Genomic DNA, 19,532 nt, shown 5'->3' with positions numbered 1-19,532 from the left:
AAAATTACAATATTTAGTTTACACAATAAAAATCATTATGTAGTATTAATGTATCTAGAACTTTCTAAAATTAGATATTTTTTATGTAATCCTTTATTAGAATCATACATATGAGGTTTAAGTAATTTACCATATCCCATATTTTGGATATAACTGTCTGTAGTGTTTGGGGGAATTAAAATGATCCGATTCATTTGGAAAAATTGGTGGCGTCATAAAGAGCGGTTTCTATTACTTTTGATCGGTGCTCTAATCGTCAGTTCTGGATTAAGTTACCTTGTAGGGTTATCTCAATCTAATAAAGGGACCGTTGTGGACAGCTTGCAAAAAAGGTGGAATGCTTCGTATCACATTGTTGTTCGCCCGCCTGATTCACGAAGTGTTACAGAAGAAAAAGGGTTATTAGAACCAAACTATTTAAGTGGCCTAACTGGAGGCATTACTCTAGAACAATATGAAACCATTAAAGATGTTACAAATGTAGATGTTGCAGCTCCAATTTCGATGATCGGCTACACAATGTATATAGTAGACCATAAAACAATACAACATACCTATGATGGGATATACAAGAAAACCTTTACAATAACGACCGATACAGGTCCAAAAGTGCAAAAACGTAAATCGCACTATTTTTATCCCATTGGTGGTGGAATCGACATAAAAACGGTTGGCATAGAAATACAAAAGAAACTCGGTCTGCTTCCTGGTGGTGGGAAGTTAAGTGCAGGAGTTAATGTGCTTCTGGCGGCAATTGATCCGGAAGCAGAGGCTAGGCTTGTTGGGCTTGATGAAGCTGTGATTGATTTGGGAGATAGCAGGTATTTTCGTGAAAATGACGAAAGCTCCTCAATTACCGGTTCGGGTGAAACTCCTTGGAAAACGACAAGATTACCAATTCTTATGACAAATAAAGAGTATGTTGATAAAACGTATGAATACGAAATAGCAAGATTAGATTTACCTTTTGACTTTGATACAGCACAGGAAACATTGGATAAAATAAAAGAAAATGGTGGAGAGGATTTTTTAGAAACAATCCCAACTGTCGAAAAAAATGTTTATTCGATTAATTCACAGGAACTATATGAACAGTTCATTGAATCTATAACAGGAATAGACCTGACGAGTAAGGAACCATTGACAGAAATAAGTGAAGTTGAATCCACACTTTTGTTACGGGAAAAGCCAAGTCCTTTAACATATAACACGGTCACAAGCCCTTTCTTTGATAGATGGCCATACGCTTATGAGGTAGAGCCTTACATAGTAAAGAGTGATGGAGAAGATGCTCTTCGTGACGAAACATATCGACCTATTAAATTATTCAGTCAGGATTTTGCAAAATTACCTAGAATCACACCATACTGGATCGGCTTTTTCGATCCTGGTAAGTTGAATATTTCGTTGGATCCTTTAACAGAGCTGCCAATGGAAACATATCGACCAGCATCTGCTAACCTTGTACTGGACGCGGAAGAACAGCCAGTCAATCCGCCGGTGAAATTAAAGCCGGTCGACGAATCTTTTAGTTTTTTGACAAAATCACCAAGCATGTTAACAACGATTGATGCTGCTGCAGAAATTTTAGGGGATAAACCAATTTCTGCAATTCGGATTAAAGTTGAAGGTGTTACAGATGTCAGTGAACAAAGCCAAGCGGTGTTAGAAAAGGCAGCTAACGAAATAGAAACAAAAACAGGATTGATTACAGATATCACGTTAGGGTCGTCCCCACAGCCAACACTGACCCACATTCCGGCTGTGAATGGAGAAGAAGAGTTAGGCTGGTTTGAGCAACCATGGGTGAAAATTGGTAGTACATTTACGATTTTTAATGAAACAAAAGTTGGTTTTTCCGGAGTTATTGCCAGTGTTATTGGGGTTGCAGTAGTCTATGTTTTTGCTTCTAACATTGTTTCATTATTAGCACGCAGAAAGGAGTTTGCGGTATTATTAGCTGTTGGCTGGCGTCCGAGTCAGCTTTCAAAAATGATTGTTGTTGAAGCTCTTTTACTTGGTTCTTTTACTGCACTTATTGCATGGTTAATGTTAGGGCTGGTGCATGTTGCGCAGGGAACAGATACATCTATGTTACGTGTTTTACTTATCGGCTTATTTGGTTTATCTATCTATGGATTAGGGTCAATTATTCCCGCGTTTTTAGCCAGGCGAATAGCACCATATGAAACAATGCGTACTGGTGAGATTACAAGGTCATCCCACAGGTTATGGAGAACGAAAGGTGTAATTTCACTCGCAGTAAGTTATTTGCTAGGTAAAATGAAGCGGAGTTCGTTATCCATTATTGCCATTGCACTTCCAACAAGTTTGTTGTCGTTCTTTATTTTTATTACATTTCGTCTACAAGGCGTTATGTACACAACATGGCTTGGACAGTATGTATCATTGGAAGTGGGACCTAGTCATTATCTGGCTATGGGTGTTTCCTTATTGATTGCAATTTTAACTACAGCTGAAATTATGTGGCAGAACGTTTCAGAGCGAAGTTCCGAAATTGCATTGTTAAAGGCAATTGGTTGGCAGGATGAAAGTATCCGATGGTTGATCTTACTAGAAGGAATTTTTAGTGGGATCATAGCAGGTGTTCTTGGTCTTTCTATTTCACTTAGTATCGTTTGGGGGATGTATCAGGAATTCCCGCTTGAACATTTAGGGTTTATGCTTGTAACAGGAGTCGTACCAATCATAGCGGGAATTCTTGGCGCTATATTACCAACTGCACGTGCGGTTCGAGTCTCACCTTCCCAAGGTGTCGGCGGACAGTATTCCAACAAACAGAAGATTGAAAAACGTCTGAAAGTCGCGATGGCAGCCGTTATGATTATTTTCCTGGCAGGGGTAATTACGATCATGTTAACTCTGGTTCCAAATACTACTGGATCAACTAACACGCCTTCCACTCCGGATAAAGAAATTGTTCCTGCTACGGGAGAAATGGATAGTCTTAAGGAGGAGTAGTTACATGGTTAAAACCATACGATGCAAAGACGTCAACAAATCATACGAGGGTGACGGTGTAGCAACACATGCCGTACAGGATATAGATCTAATGTTTCACAAAGGAGAATTTATTGCAATGGTTGGTCCGTCCGGGTCTGGTAAATCAACATTATTAAGCCTAATCGGAACCCTCGACAAACCAACAACTGGTGAAATTTTATACGATGGTAAGAAAATGTCAAAAATGAAGAAAAAAGAGATTGCTGATTTTCGCTTTGAACATATAGGGTTTGTTTTTCAGCAGTTTCATCTTTTACCAACGTTAACAGCTTTGGAAAACGTGATGACTCCATTGTTTGCTAGAAAAGTACCTTATCATAAAACGGACCGAGCGAAGGAAGTTCTAACACAGGTAGGGCTTAAGGATAAATTCAATTCGCTTCCTTCACAGTTATCTGGTGGGCAGCAGCAGCGTGTTGCAATTGCTCGTGCACTTGTCCATGAACCGGATTGGTTGTTAGCAGATGAGCCCACTGGAAACCTCGATACAGAAACTGGGGACACAATCTTTGAACTTATTCAAAAGCTGAACAAGGAAAAAGGCTGTGGTGTCATTTTTGTAACCCATGATCAAAAGCTAGCTGAAAAGGCGGAAAGAGTGATTGATATGCAGGATGGGCGTGTATTAAATGCAAATACATCGATTTGGGAGCCTCTTTATAAATAGTCTCCAGGGTTTCACTCCATACAGGTCGACCTAATACCAATAGTTTTGCTATAATAAGTCTAATCAACTGGACTAGGAGGTCTGCATATGGCATTAACATTTTACTGGTATCCAAATTGCGGTACGTGTAAGAAAGCAAAGAAATGGTTGGATGATAATAAGGTCGACTATACAAGTATACATATTGTGGAAGAGCCACCTTCAAAGGAAAAACTACTGGATTTAATAGAAAAAAGCGATTTACCTGCTAAAAAGTTCTTCAATACGAGTGGTAAAAAGTATCGTGAACAAAATATTAAGGATAAAATTAGCAATGCGACGACTGAAGAGATGGCAATGATACTTTCTTCTGATGGTATGTTGATCAAGCGTCCAATCGTAACAGACGGACAGAAAGTTACGGTCGGATTTAAAGAAGAAACATTCAACGAAAATTGGCTAAGAAAATAAGATGAAATACTAGAAATAAAGGCAATTACCTTGTATAGTATTATTGCAATGAATTAACGGAGGGATTTCAATGAGCTTACCAAAAGACTTATTATATTCAGAAGAACATGAATGGGTAAAAAAAGAAGGCGATAAAGTACGTATCGGTATTACAGATTTCGCACAATCTGAACTTGGAGATATTGTATTTGTTGAGCTTCCGGAAGTAGGAGACGACATCGAAGCGGACGAGCCTTTCGGAAGTGTTGAATCGGTTAAGACTGTTTCGGAATTATATGCTCCAATCAGTGGAAAAGTTGTTGAAGTAAATGAAGAATTAGAAGACAGCCCTGAATTTGTTAACGAATCACCATATGAAAATGCATGGATGATTGTAGTTGAACCATCAAATGATTCAGAGTTTGATGAATTGTTATCTGCTGAAAAATATGAAGAGGTTACGAAAGAAGATTAATCTAATTTGATTAATTTAGTATGACATGCATCCAATAGAAGGATACCGTGTTAATGTTTAAGGAGAGGAAGCATAATTCCCTCTCCTTCTTTGCGTACTTAAAAAGCGTTACATGCATAAACTAATAGAACAATTCGTGTGTATGTTATAATACAAAATGATGAATTAATAGTATCATCCAGTATATATCATGGACATTTTATTCAGTTAGTTAGTTTTTATTTAGGAAGGATCCAAGCTGATAGGGAGTGCATGTGATGTTTACGCATGATTCAGACAAAGTCATTATTGTTGAAGGATTAACAGACAAAAAGCAAATCAAAAAAGTTATCACGGATGATGTTGAGATTATCTGTACAAATGGTACGTTTGCAGTGGAACGGTTTGATGAGCTTTTGGAGACATATGATCTGGATAATAAGGATGTATATATTTTAGTTGATGAGGATCAATCAGGGATGAAGCTGCGAAAGCAATTGGCACGGGAGCTTCCACATGCTGAACATATTTACGTAAGCAGTGAATACCGGGAAGTAGCAACAACTCCTGAACAGATACTCGCAACTGCATTGTTAAGTAAGTGCATTTCGGTTAATCCGATATTTTTAGTTTAGGGTGATATTTTTGCAGGTAATAACAAATGAAACTTTAGAACAGGAAAGTTATTTACTATATATTTATACCCCATTTTGTGGTACGTGCAGTTTGGCAAGGTCCATGCTGGATAAAATTGAGTCCGTGCATAATCAAGAAATATTTTATGAAATGAATGCATCGTTGCACCCTGATTTTATGCATGATAACAAAGTAGAAAGTGTACCGTGTTTAATGATTAAAGCTGGTAATGAAATCAAAGAAAGGATTTATGCATTCAAATCGATTCCTAATATTTATAACTATTTATTGAAATATACACCTGAGCTGTTCAAAGACTAAATAGTATGAATTGGTGGATTATTATTTTTTATATTGACACCAAAAAATAGGAGTGCTAATATCTAGATTATCAAAATTAAATTTAATAGTACTTATCTCTTATCTTGAGCGGTGGAGGGACTGGCCCTATGAAACCGCGGCAACCTTCAAATGTGTTTTTGTTTGAAAGGTGCCAATTCCTGCAAAGTATTATCTTTGACAGATGAGAGAACGTAAAGACTGCTTAACTATTTACGTCTTTCTGTTCTCTTGCAGAAAGGCGTTTTTTGTATTTTTAGGGCATATTAAGTATTGAAGTTTCACTTTATTAGGAGGATTATCAGTGATTTCGATTGAAGGTTTAAGTAAAATTTTCACATCAAATAAACGGCAAATTACGGCTGTTGACGATTTGACACTTGAAATAAAAGAAGGCGATATTTTCGGTGTTATCGGATATAGCGGTGCAGGCAAAAGTACATTTGTAAGATTGTTAAATCGTTTGGAGGAGCCTTCTTTCGGGCGAATAGTTATTGATGAACAGGAAATAACCTCTTTAAATTCAAACCAGCTTCGATTGGCAAGACAGGAAATAGGAATGATTTTTCAGCACTTTAATTTACTATGGTCGCGAACCGTGAAGGATAATATCGCGTTTCCACTTGAAATAGCTGGCGTACCAAAGGCGGAACGTGACAAAAGAGTCCGGGAATTAATTGACTTAGTCGGACTTACAGAAAGAGAAAATGCTTACCCTTCGCAGCTTAGCGGTGGGCAAAAACAGCGAGTCGGAATAGCGCGCGCATTAGCAAACAATCCAAAAGTATTGCTTTGCGATGAAGCGACATCTGCATTGGATCCGGAAACAACGAATTCGATTTTAGATTTATTAGTTGATATCAATCAAAAACTAGGGTTAACCATTATCCTGATTACACACGAAATGCACGTCATTCGTAAAATATGCAAACAAGTAGCGGTAATGGAGAATGGAAGGATCGTTGAACAAGGTGATGTACTGGATGTATTTTTACGACCTAAGCAGCAAGTAACGAAAAAATTTGTTGAGCAGGTTATGGGGACTAATGATGAAGATGAGGGCGTGAATCATTTAATCAATACGTATGATCGCGGAAAACTTATTCGGCTTCATTTCATTGGTGAAACGACAAACCAGGCGTTAATTAGCGAAGTTGCTAAGAAATACGAAATTGATATAAATATTTTACAAGGAAAAATTACGCAAACACAGGCTGGCGCATATGGAACGTTATTTGTGCAAATTGATGGCGAGGCAGGAGAAATTGATAATGCGATTGATTTCATCACGAAGACCTCAGTTGAAGTGGAGGTGATCCGTGATGCTAACTAAATTATTTCCAAACCTTGATGTTCAGGACTTTTGGATGGCAACCTATGAAACGTTTTACATGACCTTATTAGCATTAGCAGGAACATTTATTATTGGAATCCTTCTCGGGTTGCTTTTATATCTCACAGCTAAAGATGGAATTTGGCAAAATAAGTTTATTAATATGATCGTGGCTGCAATTGTAAATATATTCCGGGCAATACCATTTATCATTTTGATCTTATTATTATTCCCATTTACCGATTTCTTAATTGGGACAATCAGGGGACCGAATGCTGCCTTACCCGCTTTAATTATTGGTGCCGCACCGTTTTATGGCAGATTAGTTGAGATAGCCTTAAAGGAAGTGGATAAAGGTGTTGTTGAAGCGGCAAAAGCAATGGGAGCAAAAACGAAAACAATCATTTTCCGTGTGTTGCTGCCGGAATCGATGCCAGCACTTATTTCTGGGATCACAGTTACCGCAATTTCTTTAATAGGTTATACCGCAATGGCTGGTGTCATTGGAGCAGGTGGCCTAGGAGATTATGCATATTTTTACGGTTTCCAGCGACGGGAATTTGATGTTGTATTTGTTTGTACTGTATTCATTGTTGTTATTGTATTTATTTTCCAATTTATTGGAGATTATATTTCCAATAGATTAGATAAAAGATAAAATTAAAAGGGGAGATTTATGATGAAAAAGCTTTTAGTATTTGTTTCATTTTTACTTGTATTGGTTTTAGCAGCGTGTGGAGGGTCAGATGAGGGCAATGGTTCTGGTGATACAAAAGAAATTACGGTTGGTGCATCTAGTACACCACATGCACAAATTTTAGAACAAGCAAAACCAATTCTTGAAGAAAAAGGAATTACACTAAATATTGAAGAGTATCAAGACTATGTTTTACCAAATGACGACCTGGAAAGTGGTACATTGGATGCAAATTACTTTCAGCACATTCCTTATTTAGAGACACAAATTAAAGAAATCGGTTATGATTTTACACATATTGGCGGGATCCATATTGAGCCAATGGGTGTTTATTCAAAAAATATCAAGAGTATTGACGATATAAATGATGGAACAGAAGTTATCTTAAGCCGTTCTGTTGCAGATCATGGGCGAGTGTTGGCTTTATTTGAAAGAGAAGGTCTAATCAAATTAGATGAAAGTATAGATAAGGTTGATGCTACTGTTGATGATATTATTGAAAATCCAAAAAACCTAAAATTCTCAGCAGATGTAGATGCAGCGCTATTACCGGAATTATATTATTCAGAGGAAAACGCGTTGGTTGCGATTAATACGAACTATGCGATTGGGGCAGAATTAAATCCATTAGAAGATGCTCTATTTATAGAGGGTGAAGAATCGCCATATGTGAATGTAATCGCCGTTCGATCTGAAGACAAAGATAATGAAGCGTTGAATACATTGGTTGATGTATTGCATTCGAAGGAAATTCAAGACTTCATTATTGAAGAATTTGATGGTGCCGTTGTTCCAGTTGGGGGCGATGAAGCGTAACCGTTTTTGCAAATCTTGAGCATATGCGAGTATTTGAGTGAAAAAAGCAAGATATTATTAGTTGAGATGGCTATTGTTTCTCCAATAAGTATTTTCCTGCTGTATACGTAATTCAACGTTTATTTGCGTTTTGAAATGGGAATCGTCCATGTGTTAATCTTATTATTGTAATTAAATCGAAAGGATGATTCACTATTCATAGTGGAATACGAATGAATTACACGCCGGAGATGGAAAAAGCAATGCAGCAATCACATGGTATTGGTTACCGGGAATATGGCCGGAAATTAGACAAACGCATTGTTGTAGAAAAAAGACGGCAGCAAGAATATGAACAATGTAAACACATCGTCGCTGAAATTGATAGTCAACTGCATAAGTAATATATTTGATAGTCGCTGGTATCCAATTGGGTACCAGCATTTTTATGGTGTCTGTCCCCACGTTCTTATAATATAGAAGAAACTCGAATTTTAATCTTATGTTAAACTATTATTAGCCCTTGAAAAACGTGACATTTATCAGCCCAAAAAAGTTGATTATAAATTGGAAATGATTTAAGATTGTAATGAGAATAAATTGAGAATGGATGTTAAGTCCATTTGAAATAAAACAACTAATATAACTAGTATTTGGAGGTATCGACATGGCAGGATCAACACTAGAAATAAAAAATCTTCATGTTTCTATTGAGGATAAAGAAATATTAAAAGGTGTAAACCTTACGATAAAGGGTGGCGAATTCCACGCGGTAATGGGACCGAACGGAACAGGTAAGTCAACGCTTGCATCAGCAATTATGGGGCATCCTAAATATGAAGTAACAGAAGGCAGTGTACTTCTTGATGGGGAAGACGTTCTGGAAATGGAAGTTGATGAACGTGCCCGTGCTGGACTGTTTCTTGGCATGCAATACCCAAGTGAAATTAGTGGTGTAACAACATCAGACTTTTTGCGTTCTTCCATTAATGCCCGTCGCGAAGAAGGTGACGAAATTCCATTAATGAAATTTATTAAAGAAATGGATAGTGCGTTAGATTATCTTGAAATTGATAAGAACATGGCGCAACGCTACTTAAATGAAGGTTTTTCAGGCGGGGAGAAAAAACGTAATGAAATTCTTCAATTAATGATGATTAAACCTGAAATTGCTATTTTGGACGAAATTGACTCAGGACTTGATATTGATGCATTAAAAGTTGTATCTAAAGGAATTAATAAACTACGTGATGAAAACTTCGGCTGCTTAATCATTACGCATTATCAACGACTATTAAATTACATTACACCAGATGTTGTACATGTAATGATGCAAGGCCGTGTTGTGAAATCTGGCGGACCTGAGCTTGCACAGCGTTTAGAAGCGGAAGGGTATGACTGGATTAAAGAAGAATTAGGTATTGAAGACGAAACAATAGAGCAAAACGCGTAAAGTTAGGAGGGGTAATATGACTGTTGAAACAAAGCTGCCATACGATAAAGATTATATAAATCAGTTCTCACAAGACAGAAGTGAACCAGAATGGATGCAGGTCTTACGCCTTAAAGCTTTAGAACTAGCTGATACGCTTGAAATGCCTAAGCCAGATAAAACCAAAATCGGTAAATGGAATTTTAGCCATTTTAAACATTCAGCACAGGGCGAAAAGATATCATCATTAGATAATTTACCAGTTGAAATTCAAGACTTTCTAGATAAAGAAAACAAATCTGAAAACCTTTTAATTCAACGAAATCATTCCGTTGCTTATGCTTCTTTGAGTAATGAACTTAAAGATAAGGGTGTTATTTTCACAGATATCTTTACGGCTTTAAATGAGCATGAGGATTTAGTGAAACGCTATTACATGAAGGACGCTGTATCAGTTGACGAACATCGTTTAACAGCATTGCACGCAGCGCTGATGAATGGCGGTGTTTTCGTATATGTTCCGAAAAATGTTCAATTGGAAGTACCTTTACAAGTTATTTTCTGGCAGGAAGACCCAGAGTTGGCAATGTTTAACCATGTATTAGTTGTAGCTGATGATAATAGTTCATTAACATATGTAGAAAACTATATTTCAAATAATAATGAAAAGCAGACAGTAGCTAACATTGTTACAGAAGTAGTTGCACATAACAATGCTAAAATTTCCTTTGGAGCGGTTGATAATTTCGCTGAAGGAACAACAACCTATATTAATCGTCGCGGTGTTGCATATCGTGATGCTTCGATCGATTGGGCGCTTGGTCAAATGAATGATGGCAACACAGTTTCCGAAAATGTGACACATCTAGTTGGAGATAACTCCAATTCAAATGCAAAGGCAGTCTCGGTTGGACGCGGTAAACAAACACAAAACTTTACAGCGAAAATTGTTCATTTCGGCAAACAATCGGAAGGGTATATTTTACAGCACGGGGTAATGAAAGACAGTGCCTCAACAATTTTTAATGGAATTGGAAAAATTGAACATGGTGCTTCTAAATCAAACGCTGAGCAGGAATCACGCGTATTAATGCTTAGTGAAAAAGCGCGCGGGGATGCTAACCCGATTCTGTTGATTGATGAAGATGATGTAACAGCGGGTCATGCTGCATCAGTTGGACGTGTTGATCCATTGCAATTGTACTATTTAATGAGCCGCGGAATTACGCAGAAAGAAGCTGAACGTTTAATTATTCATGGCTTCTTGGCACCAGTAGTAAGTCAATTGCCAATTGAATCAGTTAAAGAGCAATTGACACAAGTGATTGAAAGGAAGGTTTACTAATGGATGTAAAAGCCATACGGCAATTGTTTCCGATTTTAAATCAGGAAGTGAATGGACATCCCTTAGTATATCTTGATTCATCAGCAACTTCTCAAAAGCCATTACCAGTGATCGAGGCTGTGGATGCCTATTACCGGCATGATAACTCAAATGTGCATCGCGGTGTGCATACATTAGGCACGAGGGCCACTGACAAGTATGAAGGAGCACGTGAAAAGGTTCGTCGCTTTATTAATGCAAGCAGTACGGCAGAAGTCATTTTTACACGTGGTACCACAACATCGATCAACACTGTTGCATACAGTTATGCACGCAGCAATTTAAAAGCTGGCGATGAAATTGTAATTACACCAATGGAGCATCACAGTAACATTATTCCGTGGCAGCAGGCTGCAAAAGCAACTGGTGCACAATTGAAATACTTGCCATTACAGGAAGATGGTACAATCAGTTTAAAAGATGTTCATGAAACAATTACAGAAAATACAAAGTTAGTAGCAATAGCACATGTTTCAAATGTACTTGGAACAGTAAACCCTGTAAAAGAAGTTGCCAAAATAGCACATGAACATGGAGCAGTCATTCTGATTGACGGTGCGCAGGGAGCACCACATATGAAAGTTGACGTTCAGGATATTGATTGTGACTTCTATGCGTTTTCGGGTCATAAAATGTGCGCCCCGACAGGCATTGGGGTTTTATATGGTAAAAGACAGCATCTGGAATCAATGGAGCCTGTAGAATTTGGTGGCGAGATGATTGATTTTGTGAATTTGTATGATTCAACATGGAAAGAGCTACCTTGGAAATTCGAAGGTGGTACACCAATTATTGCGGGTGCAATTGGACTTGGAGCCGCTATAGATTTTCTGAACGATGTTGGAATGGAAAATATAGCGGATCATGAGCACAAGCTTGCCGCATATGCACTAGAGAAACTAAGAACAATAGACGGCATTTCAATATACGGCCCTGAAGAACGTGCAGCGCTTGTTACGTTCAATTTAGACGATGTACATCCGCATGATACTGCTACAGCACTTGATGCTGAAGGGATTGCTGTTCGTGCCGGTCATCATTGTGCCCAGCCATTAATGAAATGGTTAAATGTTACAGCAACAGCTAGAGCAAGCTTTTATTTATACAACACGGAGGAGGATATCGACGTCCTAGTCGATGGACTCTTGAAGACGAAGGAGTATTTTGGTGATGTCTTTTAGTAACCTAGATACACTGTACAGACAGGTAATAATGGATCACTATAAAAATCCAAGAAATCGTGGAGCAGTAGACGGAGATGCACTAACTGTAGATATGAACAATCCAACATGCGGTGACCGAATTCAGCTGCAGATGAAGGTCGAGGATGGTGTTGTTACTGACGCTAAGTTCGATGGAGAGGGCTGTTCGATCAGCATGTCGTCTGCGTCCATGATGACACAGGCGATTAAAGGCAAACAGATAAATGATGCACTAACAATGTCAACAATGTTTTCCAAGATGATGCTTGGTGAAGAGATTGATACGGATGAACTGGATTTTGGAGATATAGCAGCTTTGCAAGGTGTTTCCCAGTTTCCAGCACGAATTAAATGTGCAACACTTGCATGGAAAGCACTAGAAAAAGGTGTTAAAGAACAGTAACGGCAGCCATTTGGCCCAAATACCTAAAGGAGGTTTTTTAGATGGCGAAGAATATGCCAGAAATGGAAGAATACAAATATGGCTTTCATGATAAAGACGTTTCCGTTTTCCGTTCTGGAAAAGGATTAACTCCGGAAATCGTGAAAGAAATTTCAAGAATGAAAGAAGAACCTCAGTGGATGCTCGATTATCGTTTGAAAGCATTGGAACATTTTTACTCTCGTCCAATGCCGCAATGGGGTGGAGATCTTTCTGAATTGAATTTTGATGAAATAGTTTATTATGTTAAACCATCGGAACGACAAGGTAAAACATGGGATGAAGTACCTGATGAAATCAAGCAAACATTCGATAAATTGGGTATCCCGGAAGCGGAGCAAAAATATTTGGCTGGTGTATCAGCTCAGTATGAATCTGAAGTTGTTTACCACAGCTTAAAGGAAGATTTGGAAGAAATGGGCATTGTATTTAAAGATACTGATACAGCCCTTAAAGAAAATGAAGAACTTTTCAAAGAGTACTTCGGTAAGGTTATACCGGCAACTGACAACAAATTTGCTGCATTAAATTCCGCTGTATGGTCTGGTGGATCATTCATCTATGTTCCTAAAGGTGTAAAAGCAACAACACCATTACAAGCATATTTCCGTATTAATTCGGAAAACATGGGACAGTTCGAGCGTACGTTGATAATTGTTGATGAAGGTGCATCTGTTCATTATGTTGAGGGGTGTACAGCTCCAGTTTATACAACGAATTCATTGCACAGTGCGGTCGTTGAGATCTTTGTTAAAAAAGATGGATATTGCCGTTATACAACCATTCAAAACTGGGCAAACAATGTGTATAACCTAGTTACAAAACGTGCAACATGTGACGCTAACGCAACAATGGAATGGATTGATGGTAACATTGGTTCGAAACTGACTATGAAATACCCTGCAGTACTTCTAAGAGGTGAAGGGGCACGTGGTAATACATTATCCATTGCTATCGCGGGTAAAGGTCAGCTGCAGGATGCTGGAGCAAAAATGCATCACTTAGCGCCAAACACATCGTCTACTATTGTTTCGAAGTCAATTTCAAAACAAGGCGGTAAAGTATCGTATCGAGGTATGGTTCACTTTGGTCGTAAAGCTGACGGTGCGCGTTCTAACATTGAATGTGACACACTAATCATGGATAATGAATCCACTTCTGACACCATTCCATACAATGAGGTATACAATAATAATATTTCGTTGGAGCATGAGGCGAAGGTTTCGAAAGTATCAGAAGAGCAATTATTCTACTTAATGAGTAGAGGTCTTACTGAAGAAGAAGCCACTGAAATGATCGTAATGGGCTTTATTGAACCATTTACAAAAGAACTGCCAATGGAATATGCAGTAGAAATGAACCGTCTGATCAAGTTTGAGATGGAAGGTAGCATTGGATAATACGCTAAAAACGTTGATGCAACAATGTTTGTAAGCTATTTATGAAGTAAGGAAAAGAGCTCGTGCCGTTTTCGTACCGATTCAAATTTTCCTTTTAGTTTAGAAGGCGAACTTTTTGAGTTCGCCTTCTTCTATTTTTTCTGTTATATGTATCAGCCGTTGCAATAAAAAGGATTTTAATCATTCGTTTATTTTTGACCCTTCTTGGCTAAAAGGTATTTAAATAGGAATCTATCTAAATCAATGCTAGTATTAACGTAGACAGAACAATAGCATAGATCCTGAGGAGATTTAAAGTTGGTTTACATAATTTGTGTTTTTATCGGTATCATAACAGCGTTTGTCGGAAGTTTAATTGGTCTTGGCGGCGGTGTTATTTTAATTCCAAGTCTTATATTTTTGCACCAGTTATCAGATGCATTCAGTTGGGCAACACCACAAACAATTGTTGGCATATCGCTAGTGGTTATGATTTTTACCGCATTATCTTCTACTACTACTTATTTTAAAGAAGGGCGTGTTGATTACAAAACCGGACTATTATTTCTAGCTGGCAGTATTCCAGGGGGTATTCTTGGATCGTGGTTAAATCAGTTCATCGATACAGATGACTTTTCCCTGTATTTTGGGATTGTGATGGTTGTAATTTCTATGCTTTTCTTATTAAAAAGAAAAGCACCTCCATCAAAGGAATCAATTAGCAATCATAGAACTATAAGAACATTCCAGATAGGCAAGGAAACGTATCAATACACCGTATCATTTGCATCGGCATTTATTCTTTCGTTAATCGTTGGTGTTATCTCTGGTTTATTTGGTCTTGGCGGTGGATCAATTATGGTGCCGGCCATGATTATATTGTTTGGAATGCCTGCACACATTGCCACCGCTACGTCCATGTTTATGATTTTGTTTATTAGTACAATCAGTGCCGGTACACATATTGCTTTAGGGCACATTTCATGGGAATATGTTTTCTTTTTCATTCCAGGTGCATGGATAGGAGGCAAGCTTGGTGCTAGGACAAATCAGCTGTTAAAAGGGAAAACTTTAGAGTGGATATTACGCATTTTACTTGTTATTATTGGACTTCGATTAATTATAGAAGGTTTATCGTAAGGGGACTTGAATGATGCTTGAGAAGCTGCATTTTTATTATACAAATGATTTGCATAGTAACTTTTCACAATGGTCAAGAGTAGCAGGTTATTTAAAGGATAACAAGGCTAGAAAGACAGCTGAAAACACTTCCTGCTGGGTGGTAGATGTTGGGGACCATATTGATCGTGTCCATCCAATTGCAGAAGCGTTTATGGGAAAAGCAAATGTGGAACTAATGAATCATGCTGGCTATGATCTTGCAACAATCGGGAATAATGAAGGGATTACGATGTCCCATGAGGATCTGCATCAGTTGTATGATGCAGCAGATTTTCAAGTAGTCTGTGCAAATTTACATAGTACCTCACAAGCAGAACCTGAATGGTTAAATCCTGCCGTAACCATTCAGTCGTTTAACGGTATTGAAATTGGTGTTATCGGACTGACGGCGCCTTTTAATGCTTATTACGAGCTGCTTGATTGGCATGTTTCTGATCCCTATAAAACACTTAAAAAACAGATTCAAAAACTAAAGCAATCTGTAGATATTATCATCGTACTATCCCATTTAGGCATTAGCGAAGACCAGGAGATTGCCAGAAGGTTTCAAGATATTGATGTCATTATTGGCGGGCACACACATCATTTATTACGGACAGGTGAGTATGTTAATAATGCAATCATTACAGCAGCGGGTAAACATTGTGCCTTTGTGGGGGAAGTAATTTTAACGTGGGACCATACAAAGAAAAAATTAATTCATAAAGAGGCATACACTACAGATATTACGCACCTGGCGAGAGACCCAGAAACGGAGAAGACACTTCGGGAACTAACCGTTAAAGCAAATCATATGCTGGGACAACGAATCGCACATCTTGAAAATAAGGTTGAAGTAAAGTGGTTTCAAGATACGGAGATAATGCTAAAACTGACAGATACTATGAAAAAGTGGACGAATGCTGATTGTGCCATGCTTAACTCCGGTGTTTTACTTGATCAATTAGAGGCAGGTGATATTTCTTACAAAGATATTCATCGGATTTGTCCGCACCCAATTAATCCTTGTGTCGTTGAACTAAATGGTGATGAGTTACTTGAGGTCATTCGCGCCTCCTATACAAAAGAATTAATGGAATTAAAGCTAAAAGGATTTGGTTTTCGTGGTGAGGTGATTGGGCGAATGACATTTTCAGGATTGAAAATTGAAACAGAAGTTCACCAGGATGGTCATGAATCAATTAAAAAAGTTACATTTAATGGAAAACAATTAGATCAATCAAGGACATACACGGTTGCTACAGCCGACACATTCACGTTTGGGCGGCTTTTGCCTGAAATAGCTAAATCGGAAACAAAGAAATACTTTTTACCTGAGTTTTTACGCGATTTATTAGCGTATACACTGCGTAATGATTTTTCTCAATCCGATGACTGACCTCTATATGGTGACAATGTCCAAGTCTCTTGAATACACATATAATGTGCATTAAGGAGGAGGCCATTAACAAAGATGATCACTGTAAATCCGTTAGAGGTGGAAGGAATGTTCTTTACTGCCATTACGGTAGAACTTCCGAAAACAAACTTGTTGATGATTTCAAATGAAATTGGTTACATTATGTGTGGTGCTTTAGATGTTGATCTGCTAAATGACAAGTTAAAAGATCGGGACGTCATTGCTGCCAGGGCAGTTGGTGTAAAAACGATTGACGAATTATTACATGCACCATTACAAAAAATAACAGATGCATCGAAAGCATTCGGCTGGGAAGTTGGAATGATTGGAAAAGATGCCCTGATTAAAATATCATAATGTATGTCTTCCGGTAAGGGAGGCATTTTTTATATGAAAATTTATTATAAGAATGAAAATTAAGTTTTTTATAGCATTTCCCATTAAACTTTGGTACTATTTCTATGGAGTGTTTTGTCGAAATTAGATAAATTTTGTTGAAAGATAGATAGTAAGGGGAAAATTATGAGACTTATTAGTACCAAATCAGCGAAGCCTGGAACAATACTTGCACAAACCATATACAATGATAATGGCCAGGTATTAATAAAAAAGGGTCTTTTATTAACCGAAAAAATGCTTAATCGCCTCTTAAACCAGGGAATTACGTATATATACATAGAAGATGATTTAACGGGAGATATCAAGATAGAATCTGCACTTTCCGAGAAATTACGTAAAGAAGCGACACATGCGATAAAAGATATTTTTTTTGAAATTAAAAATACAGGATTATATGACAGGTCTTATTTATTGGAAAAAAAAGGAAATCAGCTTACATCCGTGATTGAAAGAATCATAAATGAGATCGTGGAAAATGAGGAATCACTTTCCTTGCTTGCGGACATTTTTGTTACAGATGATTATATTTTTCAGCATTCACTAAACGTTACCATTTATTCGCTTGCAATTGGTACTGAAATGCAGCTTTCACATAAAGAGCTGTCAGAGATTGGACTAGGTGCTATGCTGCATGATATAGGTAAAATTTTTCTGGATCAGGAGATTTTAAAGAAGCCTAATAAGCTTTCAGATGAAGAATTTGAAATCGTTAAAAGTCATACACAATTGGGATTTGACTTTTTACGTAAAAACACTAATACTCCTTTAGTCATTGCTCATTGTGCATATCAGCATCATGAACGATTAGATGGTTCTGGTTATCCAAGGGGTCTTGCTGGCAATGCTATTCATAAATATGCAAAACTAATCAGTATTGCAGATGTATTTGATGCAGTCACAAGTAATCGTGTATATCGTGATGCAATGCTTCCGCATGAGGGATTGGAAATTTTGTACGCTGGCGCAGTTAATTTATTTGAAAAGGAAATGGTACAGGCGTTTAAAAAGAGTGTTGCCGTCTATCCTAAGGGGCTGACAGTAGGGTTGAGTGATAACCGGGAAGGTATTGTTGTAAGACAGAATAAAGGCTTATGCGATCGGCCTGTTATCCGGATTATTAGTGAAAATAACAATATGGTAACAGAACCGTATGAATGTGATTTATCGAAAGCAGTTAATGTGATGATTACATCTTGCCATATAGATTAGAATTCTAACCTTTTTAAAACAAGCATATGCTGTTTTAAGGGGGTTTTTTACATATGGTGAGAAGGCGAACAGTGTTTAGAAAAAAAGGATCTCCACCTCCAGTGAAGAATATTTTAGTGATAACGATGATATTGTTTTTTCTAATGACTTGGGTAAGTATTGAAATTATTAATAGAGGAATTAAACCGGCATTAATGGAAGCTGCTGAAGTGAAGACAACAGAATTTGCAACGCGAGCAATAAATTCAGCTGTACGGTTTGCGGAGGATTATAATTTTGAAGATATTACAAGGATGGAAACTGAAGGAGACGTTACCATAGTCGGATGGAATTCTTCCGTTGTCAGTGAAATAAATCGAGTATCAACTGATAAAGTGGAAGAGTTTTTTAAATATATGAACAGGGGAATGTTACCTCCTACTAGTGATAGTGAAAGCTCTGATCAGGTACCAGGAAATTATAGCAATTCAACAGATAATCTCTCTGAAAAGGATCCTACAGTAATAGAAATTCCTATTGGGCAAGCAACAGGAAATACGATTCTCGCAAACCTAGGGCCAAAAGTACCAGTTAATCTGCAACTTGCAGGGGCTGTGAGAACAAATATAGTTCATGTGGAGGAATCAGTTGGAATAAATAATGTCGTTATTACACTTTGGCTAGAGATTGAGGCTGATGTGCAAATCATTGTTCCATTTACATCAGACGTAACTACAGTTGACACGGAAATTTATATTGATAAAAAATTAATAATGGGTGATGTTCCTGAATTCTATGGTGGTAGCGGAAATGGGGGTATTGATATAGCTATTCCCAAAAAAGACTTGAAAAAGGGTGAATAATTTGGTACATTTAATCCATCAATTAAATATTTAACCTTATCAGATCGGTGAGGTAGAGGCGCGAATGATATTAGTAGTCAATAGGAGAATGACAACGATGATTATTGATGAAAGGATTGTTTGCCGAAGCATAATATGGGTCAAACTTATTATTGCTGGTATATCTTTTAATAAGAGATATACTGTCATGCATTACGGAATTGCATGGAGAACTACTGATCGAAATGGAGGATAACGTATATTGTGAAGCAATGGTAGGTTATTTTCTATCATTGCTTTTTTGCGTTT

General features: G+C 37.6%; 20 protein-coding genes and 2 riboswitches. All 20 genes read left to right on the top strand.

Annotation, left to right across the window (positions count from 1 at the left end; translation table 11 throughout):
* Positions 1-180: 180 nt before the first annotated feature.
* Positions 181-2,982 (top strand): ABC transporter permease, encoded by a 2,802-nt coding sequence (locus IEV74_RS03920; protein ID WP_188454041.1) that lies wholly within the window; start codon positions 181-183, stop codon positions 2,980-2,982.
* 4 nt (positions 2,983-2,986) lie between these two features.
* The gene (locus tag IEV74_RS03915; RefSeq protein ID WP_188454040.1) at positions 2,987-3,691 is read left to right on the top strand and encodes an ABC transporter ATP-binding protein; all 705 of its coding nucleotides are present in this window, start codon (positions 2,987-2,989) and stop codon (positions 3,689-3,691) included.
* A gap of 87 nt (positions 3,692-3,778) precedes the next feature.
* The gene (locus tag IEV74_RS03910) at positions 3,779-4,141 is read left to right on the top strand and encodes an arsenate reductase family protein (RefSeq protein WP_188454039.1); all 363 of its coding nucleotides are present in this window, start codon (positions 3,779-3,781) and stop codon (positions 4,139-4,141) included.
* A gap of 70 nt (positions 4,142-4,211) precedes the next feature.
* Positions 4,212-4,595, top strand: coding sequence for a glycine cleavage system protein GcvH (gcvH, locus tag IEV74_RS03905; protein WP_188454038.1), 384 nt, complete (start codon positions 4,212-4,214; stop codon positions 4,593-4,595).
* Positions 4,596-4,852: 257 nt separating this feature from the next.
* The gene (locus IEV74_RS03900) at positions 4,853-5,209 is read left to right on the top strand and encodes a toprim domain-containing protein (RefSeq protein WP_188454037.1); all 357 of its coding nucleotides are present in this window, start codon (positions 4,853-4,855) and stop codon (positions 5,207-5,209) included.
* A 10-nt stretch (positions 5,210-5,219) separates the two neighbouring features.
* Positions 5,220-5,531 carry a thioredoxin family protein gene (locus tag IEV74_RS03895; protein WP_188454036.1) on the top strand — a complete coding sequence of 104 codons (312 nt, stop codon included), beginning with the start codon at positions 5,220-5,222 and terminating at the stop codon, positions 5,529-5,531.
* A gap of 96 nt (positions 5,532-5,627) precedes the next feature.
* Positions 5,628-5,740: riboswitch (SAM riboswitch) on the top strand.
* 113 nt (positions 5,741-5,853) lie between these two features.
* Positions 5,854-6,882 (top strand): methionine ABC transporter ATP-binding protein, encoded by a 1,029-nt coding sequence (locus tag IEV74_RS03890; protein WP_188454035.1) that lies wholly within the window; start codon positions 5,854-5,856, stop codon positions 6,880-6,882.
* Positions 6,872-7,540, top strand: a complete 669-nt coding sequence (locus IEV74_RS03885; RefSeq protein WP_188454034.1) for a methionine ABC transporter permease — start codon at positions 6,872-6,874, stop codon at positions 7,538-7,540. Before IEV74_RS03890 ends, IEV74_RS03885 begins: the two co-directional genes overlap by 11 nt.
* A 21-nt stretch (positions 7,541-7,561) precedes the next feature.
* Positions 7,562-8,395: a MetQ/NlpA family ABC transporter substrate-binding protein gene (locus IEV74_RS03880; protein WP_188454033.1), complete on the top strand. Its 834-nt coding sequence runs from the start codon at positions 7,562-7,564 to the stop codon at positions 8,393-8,395.
* A gap of 212 nt (positions 8,396-8,607) precedes the next feature.
* Positions 8,608-8,778 (top strand): YuzK family famiily protein, encoded by a 171-nt coding sequence (locus IEV74_RS03875; RefSeq protein ID WP_188454032.1) that lies wholly within the window; start codon positions 8,608-8,610, stop codon positions 8,776-8,778.
* Positions 8,779-9,041: 263 nt separating this feature from the next.
* Entirely contained in the window at positions 9,042-9,827 is a 786-nt protein-coding gene (sufC, locus tag IEV74_RS03870) for a Fe-S cluster assembly ATPase SufC (protein WP_188454031.1), read from the top strand.
* Between the two features lie 16 nt (positions 9,828-9,843).
* On the top strand, positions 9,844-11,151 hold the full coding sequence (sufD, locus tag IEV74_RS03865) for a Fe-S cluster assembly protein SufD (protein WP_188454030.1): 1,308 nt from the start codon (positions 9,844-9,846) through the stop codon (positions 11,149-11,151).
* Positions 11,151-12,371 (top strand): cysteine desulfurase, encoded by a 1,221-nt coding sequence (locus IEV74_RS03860; RefSeq protein WP_188454029.1) that lies wholly within the window; start codon positions 11,151-11,153, stop codon positions 12,369-12,371. Before sufD ends, IEV74_RS03860 begins: the two co-directional genes overlap by 1 nt.
* Positions 12,361-12,795, top strand: a complete 435-nt coding sequence (gene sufU, locus IEV74_RS03855) for a Fe-S cluster assembly sulfur transfer protein SufU (RefSeq protein WP_188454028.1) — start codon at positions 12,361-12,363, stop codon at positions 12,793-12,795. Before IEV74_RS03860 ends, sufU begins: the two co-directional genes overlap by 11 nt.
* A 41-nt stretch (positions 12,796-12,836) precedes the next feature.
* Positions 12,837-14,234: a Fe-S cluster assembly protein SufB gene (gene sufB, locus IEV74_RS03850; RefSeq protein ID WP_099159994.1), complete on the top strand. Its 1,398-nt coding sequence runs from the start codon at positions 12,837-12,839 to the stop codon at positions 14,232-14,234.
* Positions 14,235-14,531: 297 nt separating this feature from the next.
* Positions 14,532-15,353, top strand: coding sequence for a sulfite exporter TauE/SafE family protein (locus IEV74_RS03845; protein WP_188454027.1), 822 nt, complete (start codon positions 14,532-14,534; stop codon positions 15,351-15,353).
* A gap of 10 nt (positions 15,354-15,363) precedes the next feature.
* Positions 15,364-16,773, top strand: a complete 1,410-nt coding sequence (locus tag IEV74_RS03840) for a bifunctional metallophosphatase/5'-nucleotidase (RefSeq protein ID WP_308418969.1) — start codon at positions 15,364-15,366, stop codon at positions 16,771-16,773.
* Between the two features lie 75 nt (positions 16,774-16,848).
* Positions 16,849-17,151, top strand: coding sequence for a YunC family protein (locus tag IEV74_RS03835; protein WP_188454025.1), 303 nt, complete (start codon positions 16,849-16,851; stop codon positions 17,149-17,151).
* A 165-nt stretch (positions 17,152-17,316) separates the two neighbouring features.
* Complete coding sequence (locus IEV74_RS03830; protein ID WP_188454024.1) at positions 17,317-18,402, top strand: HD-GYP domain-containing protein; 1,086 nt, start codon at positions 17,317-17,319, stop codon at positions 18,400-18,402.
* Positions 18,403-18,503: 101 nt separating this feature from the next.
* On the top strand, positions 18,504-19,244 hold the full coding sequence (gene yunB / locus IEV74_RS03825; protein ID WP_229683053.1) for a sporulation protein YunB: 741 nt from the start codon (positions 18,504-18,506) through the stop codon (positions 19,242-19,244).
* Positions 19,245-19,289: 45 nt separating this feature from the next.
* Positions 19,290-19,467, top strand: a riboswitch (Lysine riboswitch).
* Positions 19,468-19,532: the final 65 nt, after the last annotated feature.

Origin of the sequence: Virgibacillus oceani (assembly GCF_014638995.1) — a bacterium.
Lineage (GTDB): Bacteria > Bacillota > Bacilli > Bacillales > Amphibacillaceae > Virgibacillus_E > Virgibacillus_E oceani.
This window is presented reverse-complemented; position numbering and strand designations above follow the sequence as displayed.

Excerpts from the sequence above, each read along its gene's own strand:
- sufU (WP_188454028.1), top strand. The coding sequence starts at position 12,361 with ATGTCTTTTAGTAACCTAGATACACTGTACAGACAGGTAATAATGGAT.
- IEV74_RS03920 (WP_188454041.1), top strand. The coding sequence starts at position 181 with ATGATCCGATTCATTTGGAAAAATTGGTGGCGTCATAAAGAGCGGTTT.
- IEV74_RS03875 (WP_188454032.1), top strand. The coding sequence starts at position 8,608 with ATGAATTACACGCCGGAGATGGAAAAAGCAATGCAGCAATCACATGGT.
- IEV74_RS03910 (WP_188454039.1), top strand. The coding sequence starts at position 3,779 with ATGGCATTAACATTTTACTGGTATCCAAATTGCGGTACGTGTAAGAAA.
- IEV74_RS03835 (WP_188454025.1), top strand. The coding sequence starts at position 16,849 with ATGATCACTGTAAATCCGTTAGAGGTGGAAGGAATGTTCTTTACTGCC.
- IEV74_RS03885 (WP_188454034.1), top strand. The coding sequence starts at position 6,872 with ATGCTAACTAAATTATTTCCAAACCTTGATGTTCAGGACTTTTGGATG.
- IEV74_RS03900 (WP_188454037.1), top strand. The coding sequence starts at position 4,853 with ATGTTTACGCATGATTCAGACAAAGTCATTATTGTTGAAGGATTAACA.
- gcvH (WP_188454038.1), top strand. The coding sequence starts at position 4,212 with ATGAGCTTACCAAAAGACTTATTATATTCAGAAGAACATGAATGGGTA.
- sufC (WP_188454031.1), top strand. The coding sequence starts at position 9,042 with ATGGCAGGATCAACACTAGAAATAAAAAATCTTCATGTTTCTATTGAG.
- IEV74_RS03860 (WP_188454029.1), top strand. The coding sequence starts at position 11,151 with ATGGATGTAAAAGCCATACGGCAATTGTTTCCGATTTTAAATCAGGAA.
- IEV74_RS03840 (WP_308418969.1), top strand. The coding sequence starts at position 15,364 with ATGATGCTTGAGAAGCTGCATTTTTATTATACAAATGATTTGCATAGT.
- IEV74_RS03915 (WP_188454040.1), top strand. The coding sequence starts at position 2,987 with ATGGTTAAAACCATACGATGCAAAGACGTCAACAAATCATACGAGGGT.
- IEV74_RS03880 (WP_188454033.1), top strand. The coding sequence starts at position 7,562 with ATGAAAAAGCTTTTAGTATTTGTTTCATTTTTACTTGTATTGGTTTTA.
- sufB (WP_099159994.1), top strand. The coding sequence starts at position 12,837 with ATGGCGAAGAATATGCCAGAAATGGAAGAATACAAATATGGCTTTCAT.
- IEV74_RS03830 (WP_188454024.1), top strand. The coding sequence starts at position 17,317 with ATGAGACTTATTAGTACCAAATCAGCGAAGCCTGGAACAATACTTGCA.
- sufD (WP_188454030.1), top strand. The coding sequence starts at position 9,844 with ATGACTGTTGAAACAAAGCTGCCATACGATAAAGATTATATAAATCAG.